The sequence below is a fragment of the Agrobacterium tumefaciens genome (assembly GCA_025559845.1).
GTDB lineage: Bacteria > Pseudomonadota > Alphaproteobacteria > Rhizobiales > Rhizobiaceae > Agrobacterium.
This window is the reverse complement of record CP048470.1, coordinates 2,027,105-2,046,771: the sequence shown is the minus strand read 5'-3', so window position 1 is coordinate 2,046,771 and position 19,667 is coordinate 2,027,105. Positions and strand designations below refer to the sequence as shown.

At 55.9% G+C, this 19,667-nt stretch carries 17 protein-coding genes; 4 read left to right on the top strand and 13 right to left on the bottom strand.

Features of this window, described 5'->3' with window-relative positions; all coding sequences use genetic code 11:
* Positions 1-3: 3 nt before the first annotated feature.
* Positions 4-729, bottom strand: coding sequence for a sulfate transporter family protein (locus FY156_25755; GenBank protein UXS04851.1), 726 nt, complete (start codon positions 727-729; stop codon positions 4-6).
* A 307-nt stretch (positions 730-1,036) separates the two neighbouring features.
* Here FY156_25755 and FY156_25750 point away from each other — a divergent pair, with 307 nt between their 5' ends.
* Positions 1,037-1,870 (top strand): MurR/RpiR family transcriptional regulator, encoded by an 834-nt coding sequence (locus FY156_25750; GenBank protein UXS05251.1) that lies wholly within the window; start codon positions 1,037-1,039, stop codon positions 1,868-1,870.
* 7 nt (positions 1,871-1,877) lie between these two features.
* Here FY156_25750 and FY156_25745 read toward each other — a convergent pair whose 3' ends face one another.
* From FY156_25745 to FY156_25695, 11 genes are all read right to left on the bottom strand, one after another.
* On the bottom strand, positions 1,878-3,452 hold the full coding sequence (locus FY156_25745; GenBank protein ID UXS04850.1) for an FGGY-family carbohydrate kinase: 1,575 nt from the start codon (positions 3,450-3,452) through the stop codon (positions 1,878-1,880).
* 60 nt (positions 3,453-3,512) lie between these two features.
* A complete protein-coding gene (locus FY156_25740; protein UXS04849.1) occupies positions 3,513-4,229 on the bottom strand; it encodes an HAD family hydrolase in 717 nt (238 codons plus the stop codon).
* A 5-nt stretch (positions 4,230-4,234) separates the two neighbouring features.
* Entirely contained in the window at positions 4,235-5,719 is a 1,485-nt protein-coding gene (locus FY156_25735; GenBank protein ID UXS04848.1) for a mannitol dehydrogenase family protein, read from the bottom strand.
* Positions 5,720-5,782: 63 nt separating this feature from the next.
* A complete protein-coding gene (locus tag FY156_25730; protein ID UXS04847.1) occupies positions 5,783-6,559 on the bottom strand; it encodes an L-iditol 2-dehydrogenase in 777 nt (258 codons plus the stop codon).
* The gene (locus FY156_25725; protein ID UXS04846.1) at positions 6,556-7,554 is read right to left on the bottom strand and encodes an ABC transporter ATP-binding protein; all 999 of its coding nucleotides are present in this window, start codon (positions 7,552-7,554) and stop codon (positions 6,556-6,558) included. The genes FY156_25730 and FY156_25725 overlap by 4 nt, the downstream gene beginning before the upstream one ends.
* Before the next feature lie 15 nt (positions 7,555-7,569).
* On the bottom strand, positions 7,570-8,394 hold the full coding sequence (locus FY156_25720) for a carbohydrate ABC transporter permease (GenBank protein UXS04845.1): 825 nt from the start codon (positions 8,392-8,394) through the stop codon (positions 7,570-7,572).
* A gap of 13 nt (positions 8,395-8,407) precedes the next feature.
* Positions 8,408-9,280 (bottom strand): sugar ABC transporter permease, encoded by an 873-nt coding sequence (locus FY156_25715; protein UXS04844.1) that lies wholly within the window; start codon positions 9,278-9,280, stop codon positions 8,408-8,410.
* A 173-nt stretch (positions 9,281-9,453) separates the two neighbouring features.
* The gene (locus tag FY156_25710; protein ID UXS04843.1) at positions 9,454-10,767 is read right to left on the bottom strand and encodes a sugar ABC transporter substrate-binding protein; all 1,314 of its coding nucleotides are present in this window, start codon (positions 10,765-10,767) and stop codon (positions 9,454-9,456) included.
* A 142-nt stretch (positions 10,768-10,909) separates the two neighbouring features.
* Entirely contained in the window at positions 10,910-11,866 is a 957-nt protein-coding gene (locus tag FY156_25705) for a sugar-binding transcriptional regulator (protein ID UXS04842.1), read from the bottom strand.
* 281 nt (positions 11,867-12,147) lie between these two features.
* Positions 12,148-13,998, bottom strand: a complete 1,851-nt coding sequence (locus tag FY156_25700; GenBank protein ID UXS04841.1) for an ABC transporter ATP-binding protein — start codon at positions 13,996-13,998, stop codon at positions 12,148-12,150.
* Between the two features lie 48 nt (positions 13,999-14,046).
* The gene (locus tag FY156_25695; protein ID UXS04840.1) at positions 14,047-15,210 is read right to left on the bottom strand and encodes an amidohydrolase; all 1,164 of its coding nucleotides are present in this window, start codon (positions 15,208-15,210) and stop codon (positions 14,047-14,049) included.
* A 309-nt stretch (positions 15,211-15,519) separates the two neighbouring features.
* Between FY156_25695 and FY156_25690 the strand changes: the two genes are divergently transcribed.
* The 3 genes from FY156_25690 to FY156_25680 all read left to right on the top strand — a co-directional run bounded on the left by FY156_25690 (position 15,520) and on the right by FY156_25680 (position 19,227).
* Positions 15,520-17,229 (top strand): peptide ABC transporter substrate-binding protein, encoded by a 1,710-nt coding sequence (locus FY156_25690; GenBank protein UXS04839.1) that lies wholly within the window; start codon positions 15,520-15,522, stop codon positions 17,227-17,229.
* Between the two features lie 74 nt (positions 17,230-17,303).
* Positions 17,304-18,314, top strand: coding sequence for an ABC transporter permease (locus tag FY156_25685; protein ID UXS04838.1), 1,011 nt, complete (start codon positions 17,304-17,306; stop codon positions 18,312-18,314).
* Positions 18,307-19,227: an ABC transporter permease gene (locus FY156_25680; protein ID UXS04837.1), complete on the top strand. Its 921-nt coding sequence runs from the start codon at positions 18,307-18,309 to the stop codon at positions 19,225-19,227. The genes FY156_25685 and FY156_25680 overlap by 8 nt, the downstream gene beginning before the upstream one ends.
* Before the next feature lie 43 nt (positions 19,228-19,270).
* Here FY156_25680 and FY156_25675 read toward each other — a convergent pair whose 3' ends face one another.
* Positions 19,271-19,621: a ribbon-helix-helix domain-containing protein gene (locus FY156_25675; GenBank protein ID UXS04836.1), complete on the bottom strand. Its 351-nt coding sequence runs from the start codon at positions 19,619-19,621 to the stop codon at positions 19,271-19,273.
* Positions 19,622-19,667: the final 46 nt, after the last annotated feature.

Below are 19,667 nucleotides of genomic sequence, written 5' to 3'. Positions count from 1 at the left end.
CGGCTACCTTGCAAAAATAGATCCCGTTCGTCTTGTTGGGGACGTCACAGCTTTATGAAGATGAACCATCATTGAGGCAGCGAAAAGCGGCGTCAGCAGGTTAAGGAACGGCACCGCCAGAAATCCGGCAATCACCATCCCGGCCATGAGGACGGTTGTCCGATGTTTGACGCGCAGAGCCCTTGCTTCTGCCGGTGGGTGAAAACGCATGGCTGCGAATTCGAAGAATTCCCGTCCGAGAAGATAACCGTTCACCAGGAAGAACGCGATGAGATTGACCCCCGGGACCAGCAGGAGGAACAACGCAACGATGTTGCCGGCAATAATGACGCCGAAGAACTTGACCGACGACAGCATCGCTTCGCCCAGCGGCAACGCATGGCCTGGCCGATCATCCGGATAATCTCTCTTCTCGACAACCTCAGCAACATCATCGAGAAACAGGCCGGCGATAATGGCCGTTACCGGCGATATCAAAAGCGCAAGCGCAAGCGCCAGCCCAATACCCGCCAAAATGGCGAAAACAAAGGTAAGCCATCCAGCCCAGTCGGGGATACCGGGAATCAGCGTATCCACCCAGGGTAGAGCGAAATAGATGAAAACGGAGCGGATGGTAAACCAGAGGGCAGTTAGCACCAGAAGGGTGATCCCAAGCACCTTCCAAAAGACAGATCGCGTTTCGGCAGCAAAAAGATTGCCAAAAGCCCGCCTTGCAGCATCCAGTATCATTAATTGCTCCCGATCTGGGCGTCACAAGCCCCATTTCATCCAAAACAACAGATAGGAAAGCCCGTCGTCTTCAACAAGGAGAACACCGAACGGCAAGCCTTCGAAATAAAATCAAGGATGGAATTTTGCTTGAATAAAAGTCCCCGCTAAAATATAATAAACAACCCATAATAAATTATATTTCGGTCCACGGGAGGACATGACCGAAACAGCTAGCTCGTCACCGTGAAATAGCGTCCTGTCCGGCTTTTCCAGCCGGCAGCCTTACAAACATAACATCGTCCATTAAACACGAATGAATGAGGCGTTGGTGGAAAAGCTGCTACTCAATTTGACACGTGCCATGAAAGGCGGAACACCGTCCGAACGCAAGATCGCCAAATATCTGATCGAGCACCTGGACGAATTACCCTTTGAAACGGCCGCAACGCTCGCCGCCAAACTCGGCTTGAGCCCCATGACAGTCGGTCGCTTTCTGCGATCACTCGGATATCGCCAGTTCAGCGATATCCGCGCCGATCTCAGGCAAGCGGAGGAAACGGCTGGCGCTGAGCGTGTCTCGACAAAGGAAAATGAACAAAGCCATACGAACCCATTTTCTCAATTGTTACTGCAACAAATACAGGCCGTTCAGACCGCTTTCGACATGACATCGCAACCGGTCTGGCGACTTGCCATGAACGAGATTGCGGCCGCGCCTCAGGTCTTTCTTGCTCCCTCGTCAGAAGGGTCAGGCGCCGGCCGATATTTCCATGGACGCATGCTGGAATATCGCAAAAACGTTCATTACCTCAGCAGCGACAGTTCTGCCTACGTGTCACTGTGGGATTCCGACCCACGCAGCACCCTGCTCATCATGATGGATGGCGGCGGCAACCTGGCAACATTGCAGCGGCTCTCAACCACCGCACGCAAAAGCGGATATCGAACGCTGCTGATTACAACGCGCTTCTATGAGTGGGGGCCTGAAAGCGCCGACATCTGTCTCGCCATGCCGCTTGTTCCAAGTGGCGGGCAGGGTCTGCTTCAACTTGTTTCACTGATGGAGTTTGCACTGTGCACATTGGCGGCAAACGCCGACGAGGTGTGCAAGGCCCGACTGAAAAACCTGACGAGCCTGAAACGTGCGCTCAGCGCCTGACCGCGGCTCAAAGGCTTTCCAGTTCCTGCCGGTGACGATGCATGGCAAGAAAACGACGGTAATCCCTGTCGTAACCCTTCGCTGCGGACGCTCTCACCGGAACCTCGTCTCCGCCCGGATACATTGCAGCGCCCGCTGCTGCTAGGCCATCGTAGACATGTCCGGCCGATGCCGCCGTCATTGCCGTTCCGAGCAGGACGGCGTCGGCAGTTTTGGGAACAACGATGCGCTTCCCGGTCACGTCAGCATAAAGCTCAATCAAGAGCGGATTTTTTACATGTCCGCCAGTCACATGAAGTGTCTCGATAACGTAGCCGAAAGCTTCCATCGTATCGAGAACGTGGCGTGCTCCGAGAGCTATCGCGACCGCCGTTCGCCAGTAAAGCCGACACAGATTGTCGAAGGAGGTATCGAGGGTCAGGCCACTAATGACACCGACCGCATGAGGATCGGCCAAGGGGGACCGGTTGCCGTGGAAATCGGGCAAGACATGCAGCCGATCGGCGAAACTATCGCCTTCTCGGGCACGCAACTCCATGACACGGCTGACGATACGACCGTGCAATTGCGAATTTGGTTCGCCACCTGCAGCATGCATCCTGACGATATGATCGAGAAGCGCGCCTGTCGCAGACTGGCCGCCCTCGACCAGCCAGTGATCGGGCAATACCGCTTGCCAATAAGGCCCCCACAGACTCTGTCCAGGCATCTGCTCTTCGGACAAAGCGACAAGGCAGCTTGAGGTGCCGGCAATCAACGCCACGTGTCTGCCAACGTCCGATTGAAGAGAACCACCGAGCGCACCAAGCGCACCGGCATAGGCATCTATCATGCCTGGCGCGACGTGGCACTGGCAGTCAAGACCGAGTTCGGCGGCAGCATCCGGCGTCAGGGTGCCCATGCTGCCACCCGGCTGAACCGTCAGTTCAGGCAGGCCTGCCCGTTCAACGAGATCGGATAACCCTGCCACAGCAAGATAATCTGTCTGCCAGCCAGTTTTCTCCTGCGCCAGAAAATTCCATTTCGCTGTCAACGTGCAATTGGAACGCTGGGCCGATCCAGTCGCCTTCCAGGTCAGGAAGTCAGCCAGATCAAAAGCATAGCCCATCCGTGACCAACTCTCTGGCATATGCTTTTTAAGCCACATCAGTTTCGGCATTTGCATTTCCGGAGACATGCTCTTTCCGGCAAAATCCAGAACCCGGTGCCTGCTATCGGTGAGAAAGTCCGCCTCTCCTATTGCTCGATGATCAAGCCAGACAATTGTGTCGAACCGATCCTCACCTGTTGTCGACACGGATACTGGCTGGCCATCACGCCCGCGTACCACCAATGAACAGGTCGCGTCGAAACCGATTGCAGCGACACTTTCGGCCGAAACCGCAGCGTCGGCGAGAGCTGTACGAACCGCTTTACAGACCGCGTCCCATATGTCTGTGGAGTCATGCTCCGCATGGTTTTCTAGCGGCCTGATCATGACGATTGGATGTGTCGCACGCGCAAGCAGCCTTCCGGCCGGATCAAAAATGCCGGCACGTGCGCTGCCCGTACCGACATCGACAGCGACGAGATTATGACGCATCAGGTTTCGGTTTCCATCCCTCGCGCGACGACCGTAGACCAGGAGATGGAATTGTTCGCGTCAGAGCGCACCACGTTCCACCTGCTTGCCAGAGCCAACCCGCCCCAAATAACCGTCGACAAGTTGGACCAAATCCGGCATCGCGTCAAACACCGCATCTGCGCCGAGCCCAGCGATTTTTTCCCGAAAGGCGGGAAAACGTGCATGCGAACCGCCCGTAAAAGCAAAGACGGTCATTCCTGCCGCTTTTGCCGCGGCGATACCTGCCGGGCTGTCCTCGATGACGATGCATTGACCTGGGTTGGCACCCATCTCACGCGCGGCATGTAAAAAAAGATCAGGAGCTGGCTTACCGTTCTTCACCATGGTAGCGCTGAAGATATGTGGTTCAAAACGGTCAAGAATTCCCGTCAAACCAAGGGAATAGCGGATACGCTCCGGCTGACTGGACGAGGCAACACAGCGCGGCGCAGACAACGTGTCCAGCGTCTCGGCAATGCCGGAGATCGGCTGTAACTCGGTTCGAAACCGCTCGAACAGTGTTGCGCGCATGTGATCAAGAAAATCGATATCCGTTTCGATGCCGTAATCATCAAACAAAGTCGCCGTCATGCTCGATACGCTACGGCCGAGGAACCGGTTATAGGCCTCCTCCTCTCCCATCTCCAGACCGAGATGGGAAAGCATGTCGAGCAGGACTGCGATGGAAACAGGCTCGCTATCGACGAGGACGCCGTCGCAATCGAAAATCAGCAGAGGTTCGTTCCCGTCGCACATTCGCATCACGTCTCGGCCAGCTTGCCGTCCAGATAAAGTTGCAGCGTCTTGGCGGTACCATCTTTCCACAGCGTCGCCAACGCGTGGGCGAAGCGTTTACGGAAAAGCTCCGATTCGGCAACCTCACCGAAGATGTCACGCAAGGCGAGGAACGCCATCGGATCGTCCTTGGCTTTGATGGCTGCAGCCTGAAGCCGTTCGGCACTGGCGTCATTGAACACAATCTGTTTGCCGCTGTCGGACGTTCCGTAGAAGTACCGGCACCAGAGCGCGGAAACGAGAGACAGCCCGACGATGTCCTGGCCCGAGGCCAAACGGTCAGCCGTGGATGGCAGGATGAATTTCGGTTGGCGGTTGGAGCCATCCTGCGCAAGACGCGGAATAGTGTCCCCGATCTTCGGATTGAGAAAGCGGCGTTCGATCAGATCGAAATATTCGTTCAGATCCGTGTCTGGCACAGGCGGAATGATCGGAATGATTTCTTCTTTCTCAAGCTTGGCGAGAAACGAACGGATGAGCGGGTGCTCCATCGCCTCGTGTACGAAATGGACATCAAGAAGAGCAGCGGGATAAGCGATCGCCGCGTGCCCACCGTTGAGGATGCGGATTTTCATATGCTCGTAGGGTGCGACATCGGGCACGAACTGGACCCCTGCCTTTTCAAGCGCCGGTCGACCTGCAGGAAACTTGTCCTCCATCACCCATTGCTTGAACTCTTCGCAAAATACCGGCCAATTATCCTCGATACCGAATTCATCGCGAGCTATGTTGCGCTCACGCTCACCTGTTGCAGGCGTGATGCGATCAACCATGGAGTTCGGGAACGAGACATTCTCGCCAATCCAGGTGGCAAAGGCAGGATCGGAGAGCGCCGCAAGCCCGACAACAGCGTTTTTCGTAACCTTGCCGTTATGAGGAATGTTGTCGCAGGACATGATCGTGAATGGCTGGACACCCTTGTCGCGGCGGGCTTTCAATCCCGCAACGATCAATCCGAACACCGTCTTCGGTGACGACGGGCTGTTTGCATCTCCGACAATTGCGGGATGGGAGGGATTGAAGTCCCCTGATGCATCAATGAAATAACCGCCTTCGGTTATGGTCATCGAAACGATCCGGATCTTTGGATCGGACAGCGCCTCGATCGTGGTCTGCGCAACTCCCACCGGCAGGATGTCGATCATCGGGCCCGTGACGCGGGCGCCGGTGCGATTGTTGTCCTGCTCCACAACAGTGGTCAGGAAATCCTGGGTAGCAAGCTTCTCACGCATCAACTCATCGGAAGGCAAAACACCGGCGCCAACGATCGCAAAATCCTGGTCGGCCCCCATGTTGAAGAGGTCATCAAGATAGACCGCCTGATGGGCACGATGAAAATTGCCGACACCAAAGTGCACCATCCCGGCACTGAGATCAGAACGGGAATAGGCCGGAACCGATGCCGTTTTTTTGGCTTCATCGAGTGTTGCAAGTGAGAGTTTGCATGTCATGTGACGATCCTCAAAAGGGAAACGTTGTTCGTGCCAACAGGAGAATGCTTGTGCATTCTGCAATCAGCTCATCCAGTTGCCGCCATCCACGTTGTAGGTCTGGGCGACGATGTATTCGGCTTCTGCAGAGGCGAGGAAAATCGCCATGCCGGTCAGATCCTCAGCGCGGCCCATGCGGCCAAACGGTACCGCCTCACCAACAAGCTTCTTCTTTTCGCCGCGCGGCCGGTTTTCGTATTTTGCGAAGAGGGCGTCGACACCGTCCCAATGCTCGCCATCCACCACGCCGGGTGCGATCGCGTTGACGTTGATGCCGTGTTTGATGAGATCCAGTCCGGCTGACTGCGTCAGACTGATAACGGCGGCTTTGGTGGCACAATAAACGCCGACGAGGGCTTCACCGCGGCGACCAGCCTGACTGGCCATGTTGATGATCTTGCCGCCGTTGCCGCGCTCAATCATCGACTTCGCCGCTGACTGCATCATGAACAGCGTTCCGGAGACGTTAATGGAGAACAGCCGATCGTAACTGTCGCGCGAGATCTCAACGATGGGTGCCAGATCAAACAGTGCGGCGTTGTTCACGAGAATGTCGATGCCACCTCGCCGGCTTTCCACAGTCCGGATTGCCGTATCGATCGAATGCTGCTTCGTGACGTCGAGCTCTACCGCATAGGCATTCTCGCCGATCTCATTGGCAGTTTTTGCAGCGCGCTCGAAATTGATGTCGGCAATCGCAACCGTCGCGCCTTCCAGCACATAGGCTTCGGCAAATGCGCGACCGATGCCGCGAGCCGACCCCGTAATGAGGGCCGACTTGCCGTTCAGACGTCCACTCATAATGCGACGCCTTTTTCATTGAAGCGATGGACCTTGGTCTCGTCTGGCGAAATGAAAACCGTGTCACCATGCTTGCAGGCAAATTCGCCATCGGCGCGCGCTGTGACCGGACCGATGCCATCTACGTCGAGGTGCAGGAAAGTGTCGGAGCCGAGATGTTCGGCAACGGTCACGGTACCCCTCCACACTCCGTTTTCCTTGGAAAGCGAAAGATGCTCGGGACGGACACCGACGGTTGCGGCACCTTTGGCACGCGCGTAATCACCCGTGATGAGGTTCATGCGCGGCGAACCGATGAAGCCGGCGACGAAGAGGTTTGCGGGGCTGCGGTAAAGCTCCATGGGAGACCCGACCTGTTCGATATTGCCGCGGTTCAACACGACGATCTTGTCAGCCATTGTCATGGCTTCGACCTGATCGTGCGTGACGTAAATCATCGTCGTCTTAAGGGTGTTGTGCAGCTCGGAGATTTCGAGCCGCATTGTGCCGCGCAGGGCCGCATCCAGGTTGGAGAGCGGTTCATCGAACAGGAAGGCAGACGGTTCGCGGACGATGGCGCGACCGATGGCAACACGCTGGCGTTGACCACCGGATAACTGCGAAGGACGACGCTCAAGATAATCGGTCAGATTGAGAACGCGTGCGGCATCTTCGACCTTCTTGTCGATCACGGCCTTGTCGAGTTTGGCCATTTTCAGCGGAAAGGCGATGTTGTTTCTGACGCTCATATGCGGATAGAGCGCGTAAGACTGAAACACCATAGCAAGGCCACGTTCGGCAGGAGCCTTTTCGGTAACATCCTTGCCATCAATGACAATCTGCCCGCCCGAGACATCCTCAAGACCCGCAATGAGACGCAGGAGCGTGGACTTTCCGCAACCGGAAGGACCGACAAACACGACAAATTCGCCATCGTTGATATCAAGATCAATAGAGGGAATGACCTTGGCTTCACCGAAGACCTTGGAGACTTTTTTTAGCGAAATACTGCCCATTTTTATCGTTCCTTGTTATTTCACCGCGCCAAAGGTCAGGCCGCGCACAAGTTGTTTTTGTGAAAACCAGCCGATGACAAGGATCGGTGCGATCGCCATCATCGAGGCTGCCGAAAGCTTTGCCCAGAAAAGCCCCTGCGGACTGGAGAAGGAGGCAATGAATGCCGTCAACGGTGCTGCATTCGTCGTCGTCAACCGGATGGTCCAGAAAGATTCGTTCCACGCAAGGATGACGTTCAGGAGAAGTGTCGAGGCTATGCCTGGAACTGCCATCGGGGTGAGGACATGAATGATCTCGTTCCACAACGAGGCTCCGTCCATACGTGCCGCTTCAAGGATTTCCCCCGGGATTTCGCGAAAATAGGTGTAGAGCATCCATATGACGATCGGCAAATTGATGAAGGTCAGCATGATCGTCAGGCCAATGCGGGTATCGAGAAGGCCGGCATTGCGGAAAATCAGGTAGATCGGCACCAGAACGGCAACCGCCGGCATCATCTTGGTGGAGAGCATCCACATCAAGATGTCCTTGGTGCGCTTCGTCGGAGAAAAGGCCATTGCCCATGCAGCCGGGATGGCGATCATAAGTGCAATGATCGTTGAACCGAGCGACAGGACCACGGAATTCATGAACGGCTTGAAGTAATCGCGCTGCGTCTGCACCGTGATGTAATTTTCCAATGTTCCAGAAGGAATGAGGCTAAACCCGGCGATCGCCTCAGGCTCCGTCTTGATGGATGTGAGGAAGGCGTAAAGGATCGGAAAGAACAGGATGAGGGCAACGGCCCATGCGGCAAGAGAAAAGCCGATCTTGGAGCGGGTTGATGTTTTGCGTGCCATGATCTTTATCCCCTTAGCGATCGAGGTTCTTGCCGACGGCGCGCATCAGGAAGATGGCGACGATGTTGGCGAGGATGACAGCAATGATGCCGCCGGCCGATGCGCCACCGACGTCGTAACCGAGCAGCGCGGTGCGGTAGATGAGGAAGGCGAGGTTGGTGGAGGCGTAACCCGGACCACCGTTGGTGGTAACGAGGATTTCTGCATAGACACCGAGCAGGAAAATCGTCTGGATCAGAATAACGACCGTGATGGCTCGGGAAAGATGCGGCAACGTCAGATAGATGAAGCGGTTGACGAAATTCGCGCCATCCATTTCCGCCGCCTCCTTCTGCTCAGCATCAAGCGATTGCAAGGCAGTGAGGAGGATCAGCGTGGCAAACGGCAACCACTGCCATGCAACGATGATGATGATGGACAGAAGCGGAAATTGCGCGAACCAGTCGACCGGTTGCAGGCCAAAGAAGCGGGCTAGATCAGCAAGTACCCCGTAGCCAGGATGCATGATCATGTTCTTCCAGACCAGTGCGGCGACCGGTGGCATCACGAAAAATGGCGAAATGACGAGGATGCGGACGATACCTTGTCCAAAAATCTCCTGATCAAGCAGCAACGCGATGGCAGTGCCGCCGACGACAGTAATGAGCAGGACACCCCCGACGATCAGGAGCGTGTTCCAGATGGACTGGAAGAAGGCCGGATCGGTGTAGAAGAACTGATAATTGAAGAGCCCAGCAAAACTGACATTGGCAGGGTTCAGAAGATTGTAGTTCTGGAACGAAAACCACAGCGTCATCGCCAGAGGCACGATCATCCAAACCAGCAGCAGCAATACAGACGGTGCAAGCATCAGCCGCGCCAAACCACTTGTGTTCCGCGTCGCCATGGCAACCTCCCACATTCCGGTTGTGCCAGTTGTCGCCGAAGCAGCACGCTGGCCGTTTTTTGTTCTTGATTGGATCGGATGACAGCCGGGCCCACTATCTCGGCCCGGCATAATTGTAACCCTGAAGTATATCGCTGCCCGGCAAGCCTGCCGGACAGCGATCTTCGGGAGGATTACTTGATGTATCCAGCGCGGGTCATCTCACGCGTTGCGGTGGACTGAGCACCTGCCAGTGCATCGTCAACGCTCGACTGACCGGCGACAACAGCCGAGAAGAGCTGACCAACCGTCGTGCCGAGCGCCTGGAACTCAGGGATCGCTACGAACTGACCACCGGTATAGGGAACCGGCTTGACGGTCGGCTTGGTGATATCGGCAGCGTCCATGGCGGCAAGCGTCGGTTTGGCGAATGGAGCCGCCTTTTCATACTCGGCGTTCTTGTAAAGCGAGGTGCGCGTACCTGGAGGCACGTTTGCCCAACCTTCCTTGGAAGCGACGAGGTCCGTGTATTCCTTGCTGGTTGCCCAGGCAATGAACTTCTCGGCCGCGTCAGACTTCTGCGAGCTCTTCGGGATCGCAAGGTTCCAGGACCACAGCCAATTGCCATGGTTCTTCAACTCGCCCTGCGTTGGGAAGATCGCATAGCCAACCTTGTCGGCCACAGTGGAGTCTTTCGGGTTAGACACGAAGGATGCTGCGACGGTCGCATCGATCCACATGCCGCATTTGCCCTGTTGGAACAGCGTCAGATTTTCGTTGAAGCCGTTCGACGACGCACCGGAAGGGCCGGCATCCTTCATCAGATCGACGTAGAACTGCAGAGCATTTTTCCATTCGGGCTGATCGAACTGGGGCTTCCAGTTTTCATCAAACCATCGGCCGCCAAACGAGTTCGTCAGAGCCGTGATGAAGGCCATGTTCTCGCCCCAACCGGCCTTGCCGCGCAGGCAAATACCGTTGATGTCGGCAGAGCGGTCGGTAACCTTGCGCGCCGCGTCACCGATGAATTCCCAGGTCGGGTTTTCAGGCATCTTCAGACCGGCTTTATCGAACAGATCCTTGCGATACATGATCATCGCGGATTCACCGTAGAATGGAGCGGCGTAAAGTTTACCCTCATTGGACAGACCGCCACGAATTGCGGGCAGGAGATCGTCCACGTCGTACTTGTCGCCAAGTTTTTCGAGCGGCAGCAGCCAGCCCTGCTTGGCCCAGATCGGCACTTCGTAGTTGCCGATGGTCATGATGTCGTATTGACCGCCATTGGTGGCGATATCCGTTGTCACACGTTCACGCAGAACGTTTTCTTCGAGCGTGACCCATTCTACCTGAATGTCAGGGTTCTTGGCCGTGAAGTCGGAGGTGAGCCCCTGCATGCGGATCATGTCGCCATTGTTTACGGTGGCGATCGTCAGCGTTTCAGCAGAAGCAAGGGTGGAAAAGGCGAGAGCCGAGCAGGCGCCCAGCAAAATGGTCTTCAACGTCATATCTTCCTCCCAGAAGAAATATTGAGCATTCGCTTTGCTCTGGAGCATTTACTCACCTGGAGGCGATAAAAGTCAAGCAACATCCTGTGCTGCGGCGCACATCAAAAAAACAGAACATTGATTTTATTGAATTATTTTTTGCTCAATGCGTGAGCAAATATTCACTTGTCGCTTCATCAGTGATGATGCCGTTCAGCAAACCTCCCCGCAAAGCAGCGAGAATCGAGGATTGCTTGCGCTGCCCCTGAGCTAGACCGATAACGGTGCAAGTGTCTCGCGAAGGGATAGGAACAGAGGCAACCCGCTCATTGACTGGATGATCCAGCACCTTGCCATCAGCATCATAAAACCAGCCGCAGATCTCCCCGACCGCGCCGTTTTCCATCAGAGCCTTCATCTCGTCGACCCCAAGAAAACCATCAAGGCAGAGAGGCGCATTTTCACCGAGTTCCCCGACCCCGACAAAGGTCACGGATGCCGTAGCACCCAACGCCAGCGTAGAGCGCACGATGGATTGATCATGGAGCAACTCGCGCTCCTCGGCAGACGAGCATAGGACCGGTAACGGCATCGGAAAGTGTCGTGCCTTGATCGCATCAGCCATCGAGAAGATGACGTTGTAGTAGGCCGCAGATCCATCCCGCCCTATATTGCCGGTCAAGGAAACAATCCGATGTTGCGGGCACTCCATCGGCGGCAACTGGTCCACGGCCGCCTTCAGCGTACGCCCGGTTCCTACGGCCAGCACGATCGGCTCAGCACTTTTAAGCCAACGTTCGATTTCAGCCGCCCCCGCCTCAGCAATGCCCACTGTCGAAGAGACGCCCGCAGGGTCGCTCGGCACAACCTCCGCATGTTTCAGGTTAAACCGCTCCTTTAGCCTCTCGGACTTTTCGAGACAGGCAGCGATGGGATGATCAAGCCGCACTTTGATAAGCCGTTCGGCAACAGCAAGCGAGACGAGGCGCTGCGCTGACTGGCGCGAAATCCCCATGGCAGCAGCGATTTCGTCCTGCGTACGGCCCGCGACATAGTAAAGCCAGCCGGCGCGTGCCGCATCGTCAAGCCGCCCATGTGCTGCTTCGCTTCGTTTGGCCATCTCGCTGTCCTTGTCCGTATTGCCTAAACATGTGCTGACATTATTTGCCATCACGTGTCAAACACATGAAGGGGGCCCGAAACGCGCTTGTCACTTGGGAATGACTACCGCGGACAGCACAAAAGCCGGAGAGCGCCGAAGAGCGTTCAGACGGATATTCCCGCCAAAGCAGATGTTTATGTGTCGATTGACGGAGACACCCATTGCGCGGTCAACACCGGTAACCGTCCCCGCCTTGCGGTCGAGAACGGTTTTCCAAACGTCGAAAGCACGTTGCGGCGTTACGCTGCTTCCTGCACCAGGTGGCCAGGCGAGACTTCGCGATAGTTCCGTTGAGGCGGAACGTAGTCGACTGGTCGGATCGGGCTCTTGATCTCATCCGTCGCCATGTTGCGTTTCATCTGCCGTCGTGCAGGATCGGGTACGGGAACTGCCGACATCAGCTTGCGCGTATAGGGATGCTGCGGGTTGTCAAAGACCGCCGCACGTGGGCCGATTTCGACGATTTCACCGAGATACATCACCGCGACACGGTGACTTACCCGCTCAACAACCGCCATATCATGCGAAATAAACAGGAAAGCGAGGTTCAGGTTCTGCTGCAGATCCAGGAGAAGATTGCAGACCTGCGCCTTGATGGACACGTCGAGCGCGGAGACAGCCTCGTCTGCAACGATAACCTTCGGATCGAGCATCAGCGAACGCGCGATTGCCACGCGCTGGCGCTGTCCGCCTGAAAATTCATGCGGGAAACGCTTCATCATATCCGCACTCAGCCCAACTTTTCCCATGAGGTCGGCAGCTTTATCTCGTGCTTCGCTCTTTGAGCCGAGACGATGTTCCACGAACGGCTCCATGATCGCCGCACCGACACTCATGCGCGGATCGAGACTGGCGAACGGGTCCTGGAAAATCATCTGCACACTGCGCCGCATGGTGCGTAGCGTTGCCTTGTCGAGCTTCATAACCTCGTAGCCATCCAGCATGACATTGCCGGATGTGGGCTCGATCAGGCGCGTGATGGAGCGACCGGTGGTGGACTTTCCACAACCGGATTCTCCCACCAATGATAGCGTTTCACCTTCAGCGAGATCAAACGAGACTTTTTCAACCGCGTGCACCGCGCCAGATTTGCGCCCTAGCAGTCCGGAGCGAATGTCGAAGCGTGTGGTCAAATCCTTGACCGCCAGAATTGGCGTTCTCGACGTCGACACGGTGTCCTTGACCTCAATAACAGGCTGGCTTTCACCGGTCTTGATATCGATGATCGGGAAACGCGAAGGCAGTTCGCGCTCCTTCATGGAACCGAGCTTTGGCACGGCCGACAGAAGCGCGCGGGTATAGGGATGCTTGCCGCGATGAAAAATGTCGTCGGTCGTACCGGTTTCCACAACATCGCCACGGAACATGACGATCGTACGATCCGAAACCTCTGCCACAACACCCATGTCGTGAGTGATGAAGAGAACGGACATGCCCTCTTCTTCCTGCAGTGTCTTGATAAGGTCGAGGATCTGCCCCTGGATCGTGACATCCAGAGCGGTCGTCGGCTCGTCAGCGATCAGGAGCTTCGGTTTCGAGGCAAGCGCCATGGCGATCATCACGCGCTGGCGCATGCCACCCGAAAACTGATGTGGATACTCATCGAAACGATTCTTGGCATTCGGGATACGTACCTTCTCCAAGAGACGGATCACCTCGGCCTTTGCTGCCGCCGACGAAATATCCTGATGCACGGTCAATGCCTCGGCAATCTGCTTGCCGATCGGGAAGATCGGGTTGAGGCTGGTCATCGGCTCCTGGAAAATCATCGAGATGTCCTTGCCACGGACCCTGCGCATTTCCTCTTCGGGCAATGCCAGGAGATCGCGACCACCGAGCATGACCCTACCCTCAATCCTGCTCGATTTCTTGTCGAGAAGGCGCATGATCGAAAGTGAGGTGACGCTTTTTCCTGAACCGCTCTCGCCAACGATCGCGACCGTTTCACGCGGTGCGATTTCGAAGCTCATGTTACGGACCACAGGTTTCCAGGCGCCGTCGACGCGAAAGGACGTGGTCATGTTCTGTACGGAGAGGACCGGGCTCACTGAACCGCCAGTCTGTTCCATGGACGTTGCCGCCAAAAGCATGCTGTTCTCCTGAAAAGCAGAAGGCGGCCGCAGGGGCCGCCAGTTGTCTCACGCAGCAAGTGCGGTTTCGGCCATCGAAACCCAGTAGCTGATGCCGTAAGGCAGCGCATCGTCGTTGAAATCATAAGCGGCATTGTGCAGACCGGCGGTGTTACCGTTGCCGATGAATATGAACGCGCCTGGACGTGCCTCAAGCATGTAGGAAAAATCCTCTGCGCCCATATGAGGGTTGGGGTTGGTGTTGACGGCCGTCTTACCTGCCACCCCCATGGCGACGCCGGTCGCGAACTCGGTTTCTTCGGCGTGATTGAAGGTGACGGGGTAACCGCGGTCATATCTCACTTCGGCTGTGGCGCCGTGTGCCATCGCGGTGGCCGTAGCCACTTCTTTCAAGCGTTTTTCGGCAAAATCACGTGTTTCCGGCAAAAGAGTTCGCACCGTTCCCGTCAACGTCACAGCGCCCGGAATGACGTTCGACGCCGTTCCGCCATGCGTCGTCGCGACCGTCACCACGAGCGACTTCAATGGGTCCATCTCCCGCGAAACGATTGATTGCAGTGCGATGATGACGTGTGCAGACGTCAGTACCGGATCGATCGAAAGGTGCGGCGCGGCGGCATGACTGCCCCTACCCGTGATGGTGATTTCAAAACTGTCGGCTGCCGCCATCGTCGAGCCTTTGCGGATGGCAAAGTTGCCGACTGGAATGCCCGGCTCATTGTGCATTCCGTAGACCTGCGAAATGCCAAACTTTTCCATCATGCCGTCGTTCAGCATAGCAAGCGCGCCAGCCCCACCCTCTTCCGCCGGCTGGAAAATCACGGCGACCGAACCTTTGAAATTGCGGGTTTCGGCAAGGTATTGGGCTGCCCCCAGCAGCATTGCAGTATGGCCGTCATGACCACAGGAATGGGCCTTGCCAGGGGTCTTCGAAGACCATGGTTTGCCGCTGGTTTCCAGGATCGGCAGCGCATCCATGTCGGAACGGAAACCGATCGTCGGGCCATCGCCATGACGCCCCTTGATGATGCCGACAACGCCCGTCTTGCCGATGCCTGTTTCCACAATATCGCAACCGAAGGATTGCAGTTTTTCGGCCACGAATTTCGACGTTTCGAAAACGTCATAGAGCAGTTCCGGAGTCTGATGCAGATGGCGCCTCCAGCCGGCAACTTCTTCCTGCATTTCGGCCACTCGGTTCAATATCGGCATTCCCGCTTTTCCTTTTTTTGTTCCCCGCCGGATTGTTGGTCGGCATATTGCGATGGGATTTTTCAGTTTTGCAAGTGTGAATTTTATTGCATGCGCGAAAATTAGGCCCTCAACCTCACGGCACAAATTTTGTTCACCGCCGAAACTTTGGGGGTTGCATTTCAAAAAATCCAACAATAGCATCATGGGGAATGCGAGGAGTATTTCCTAGCAAAGTCAAATACTTAAATAAATAGGCTTTGCATAAGACGCTTGAGGAAAGGCGTCATAGACATTCAAACGGATAAAATCCAAAAAGGGGAAAATACAATGAAAAAGCGCAGCGTTCTATTTGCCAGCACTGTCGCGGCACTGGCCCTGGCAGGCTCTGCCGCCCATGCCGAGCGAGGCAGCGACGGCGAACTGAAGATCCTGTTCTGGCAGGCCGTATCGACGCTTAATCCTTATCTTTCGGGTGGCACGAAAGAGGTCTACAGCTCGTCTATGGTCATCGAGCCGCTTGCCCGTTACGACGAAAAAGGTGAGCTCGTTCCGATGCTTGTGAGCGAGATCCCGACAATCGACAATGGCGGCGTCGCCAAAGATCTGCTCAGCATGACCTGGAAGCTGAAGCAGGACGTGAAGTGGTCTGACGGCACGCCGTTCACGGCCGAAGACGTGATCTTCACCTGGAAATATTGCACCGCACCAGATGGCGGCTGCGCCCAGGCTGCGCAATACGAAGGCGTCAAAAGTGTTGAAGCGGTAGATCCCCACACTGTAAAAATCATCTTCACCGAGCCGAAGCCTTACCCCTATTCGGCATTTGTCGGCGCACAGTCACCCGTCATTCAGAAAAAGCAGTTCGAAAACTGCGTTGGTGCTGCGGCACCGGGTTGCACGTCAGCCAACTTTGGTCCGATCGGCACGGGCCCGTTCGTCGTCAAGGACTTCAAGCCAAACGACGTTATCAGCTACGTTGCCAACCCCAACTATCGCGACCCGAGCAAACCAGCCTTTGCGACCGCGACTTTGAAGGGTGGCGGTGATGCTGCATCTGCAGCCCGCGCTGTTCTGGAGACAGGCGAATACGACTATGCCTGGAACATGCAAGTCGAGCCGGAAATCCTCGCAACCATGGTGGCGGCCGGTAAAGGCAAGCTGGAAACGGCGTTCGGAACTCAGGTCGAACGTATCAATCTCAACTGGTACAATGCCGATCCATCGCTTGGTGACAAACGCTCCACCAAGCAGGCCGGCCCGCACCCGGCTCTTTCCGATCCTGCTGTTCGTCGCGCGCTTTCTCTGGCCATCGATCGTGAAATCATCGACGAAGCCGGTTACGGAGAAGGCGGCAAACCGACCTGCAACATTGTTCCTGCTCCAGAAGCCATCGCCTCGACCAAAAACGACAGCTGGTGCCTCAAGCAGGATGTCGAAGGTGCAAACAAGCTGCTTGATGATGCTGGCTGGGTAAAAGGCTCCGACGGCATCCGCGCCAAGAACGGCGTGAAGCTGTCTTTCCTCTACCAGACATCGACAAACTCCGTCCGCCAGGCAACACAGGAACTGGTCAAGGATATGTGGTCGCAGATTGGCGTTGGCGCTGAACTGCGCAACGTCTCGGCGTCCGTCTTCTTCGGTGGCGACCCTGCAAGCCCGGACACCTTCCAGAAATTCTATGCCGATGTCGAAATGTACACGAACAACTTCGACGGCACGGATGCGGAAAAATATCTGGCAGAGTGGCTTTGCGACAAGATCCCTGCTCCTGAAACCGGCTGGCAGGGACAGAATATTCCACGTTACTGCAACCCGGCCTATGACAAACTCGTCGGCGAACTCTCCAAAACCGCTGATCTGGCAAAGCGCGCTGAACTTTCTAAGCAGGCCAATGACATGCTGACGGAAGAAGGTGCGCACATTCCTCTGATCCACCGAGGCAGCGTCTCATCTCATTCGCTGACACTCGAAGGGGTTCGCATGAACGCCTGGGATTCCGAACTCTGGAACGTCGCTGACTGGTCCCGCAAGAAGTAAGATGCAACACGCGCCGGCTTCCCCAATGGGGGAGCTGGCGCTTTGCATTTCCTTGAAGGTCTGGAGACTTTCCGATGTTTACTTTTACGCTCCGACGGCTTCTTTTTGCCGTGCCGACGCTTCTCGTCATCAGCTTTGTGATTTTCGCACTGCTGGATCTGGCGCCCAACGATCCGACCGGCGATCTGCCGCTCACGATCCCACCAGAAGTTCGCGAACAGATCCGGGCTTCCCTTGGTCTCGATCAGCCCTTCCTGATCCGTTACCTCTTGTGGCTGCAACAGTTCTTCATCAACGAACCTCTCAACCTTTTCGAACAGCTCACTGGCTGGCAGATCGGTGACGGCAACCGCACTCGCGTTTTATCCTGGGCAACCCGAAGCCCTGTTGTTGATCTCGTCATCCAGCGCATGCCACAGACCTTGTGGGTTGTTGGACTTGCCTACCTGTTCGGAGCATTGCTGGCGATCCCGATCGGTGTGATCTCCGCCTACAAGCAATATTCGATCTTCGATCAGATCGGCACCTTCGTTTCAATGGTCGGTTATTCGGTTCCGACCTTTTTCACAGGTGTTCTGCTTGTCGTCATCTTCAGTTCCAATCTGCAGTGGTTTCCATCGGTTTATGACACCAACCTAAGGGTCACGGACTGGGCAAGCTTCGTGGCGCAGGTAAAGCAGATGTTCCTGCCAGTGATGGTGCTGACGCTCTACAACGTTTCACAGATCAGCCGCTTTGTACGGGCTTCCATGCTCGACAACCTGCATCAGGACTATGTCCGCACAGCCAGAGCAAAGGGCGTAAAGGAAAAGGCCGTTCTGTTGGTCCACGTCTTGCGAAACAGCCTCATTCCGGTCGTTACCGTCATCGCACTCGGCGTTCCGACAATCTTCTCGGGGGCAATCATCACCGAGCAGATCTTCCGCGTGAACGGCCTTGGTCAACTGCTGATTACCGCCGTGCAGGGTGCAGATATCCCGCTCGTGCAGACATTGACCTTCATCTTTGCCGTGTTGATCGTGCTTTTCAATCTGATTGCTGACGTTCTCTACGGCATTCTTGATCCGAGGATACGCTATGACTGACGCCACCGTTGCAGCGCCAGCCGTTGCCGCCACTCCAACACAATCAGCATTGGCCGATATCTGGAAACAGTTCAGGGCTCACAAGGGCGGCGTCGTTGGACTGATTGTCTTTGTGTTCATTCTGCTCGCCGTCTATGTAGGGCCCTACATCCACACAGTCGCGCCAAATGCTCTCAATGTGAAAGACCGCAACCAGTGGCCTTCGCTGGCTCACCCGTTCGGGACTGACAACCTTGGCAAGGACATGCTCGCACAAGTCCTGGCTGGTGGGCGTATCTCGCTTGCGGTTGGCATCACCGCCATGCTGCTGGCGCTTGTTCTTGGTACACTGGTGGGCGTGCTGTCGGGATACTTCCGCAGACTGGACGGCCCGCTCATGCGCCTCACCGATCTGTTTCTGGCGCTGCCGCTTTTACCCCTGCTACTGGTCATCATCATGCTGTTTCGTGACACGCTGCGGGCTGCATTCGGCCCGGAAAGCGGGATATTCATCCTGATCGTTTTCGTCATCGGAATAACGAGCTGGATGCACACGGCACGTATCGTTCGCGGCGATGTGCTGACAATCAAGAACCAGGAGTTCATTCTGGCAGCAAAGTCGAGCGGCATGCGCGAATACCGCATCATCCTGCGCCATATCCTGCCAAATGTCCTGAGCTCCATCATGGTGTCCGCAACACTTGGCATCGCTTCGGCGATCATCACGGAATCGGCTTTGTCCTTCCTCGGTCTCGGCTTCCCATCCGATTTCCCGACATGGGGTCGACTGTTGTTTGATGGAGCAAACTTTCTCCAGCTCACCCCATCCCGTGTCCTGTGGCCAGGACTTGCGATCTCACTCACAGTGCTGAGCGTCAACTATATCGGTGATGCAGTGCGAGACGCCTTGGACCCTCGCGCGCTGAAAAACTGAGCAACAGATGCGGCGCTTGTCGGCGCCGCATCGTTTACGCCGCTCAGTGGTAATTGATCTTTTCGGAATCAAGAATGCTGTCGGCGTCCAGTCCCGCGATCGCGACATCCGTACGAGCCGGGATATCACCGGATAACTGCAGGGCGAGATAGCGACCGCAACAGACACGCAGGAACGAGGTAAAGTTTCCGAGGTCATGCCCCGCATCAATCGATTCATTGTAAAGCTTGGCAATGAGCTGAACACTGTTCATGCCGTCCCTGCGGGCGATTTCATCCAGTGTCGTCCAGAAGAAATTCTCAAGCCTGACGCTTGTGACCATTCCATCAATCCGCAGCGAACGGGTGTGGCTTTCCCAAAGCGCTGGATCTGCCTTGATGAACAGCTTGCACATGGTTTCCTCCCTCACCGTAGTCTGAACGATAAACGGGAAACAGCGC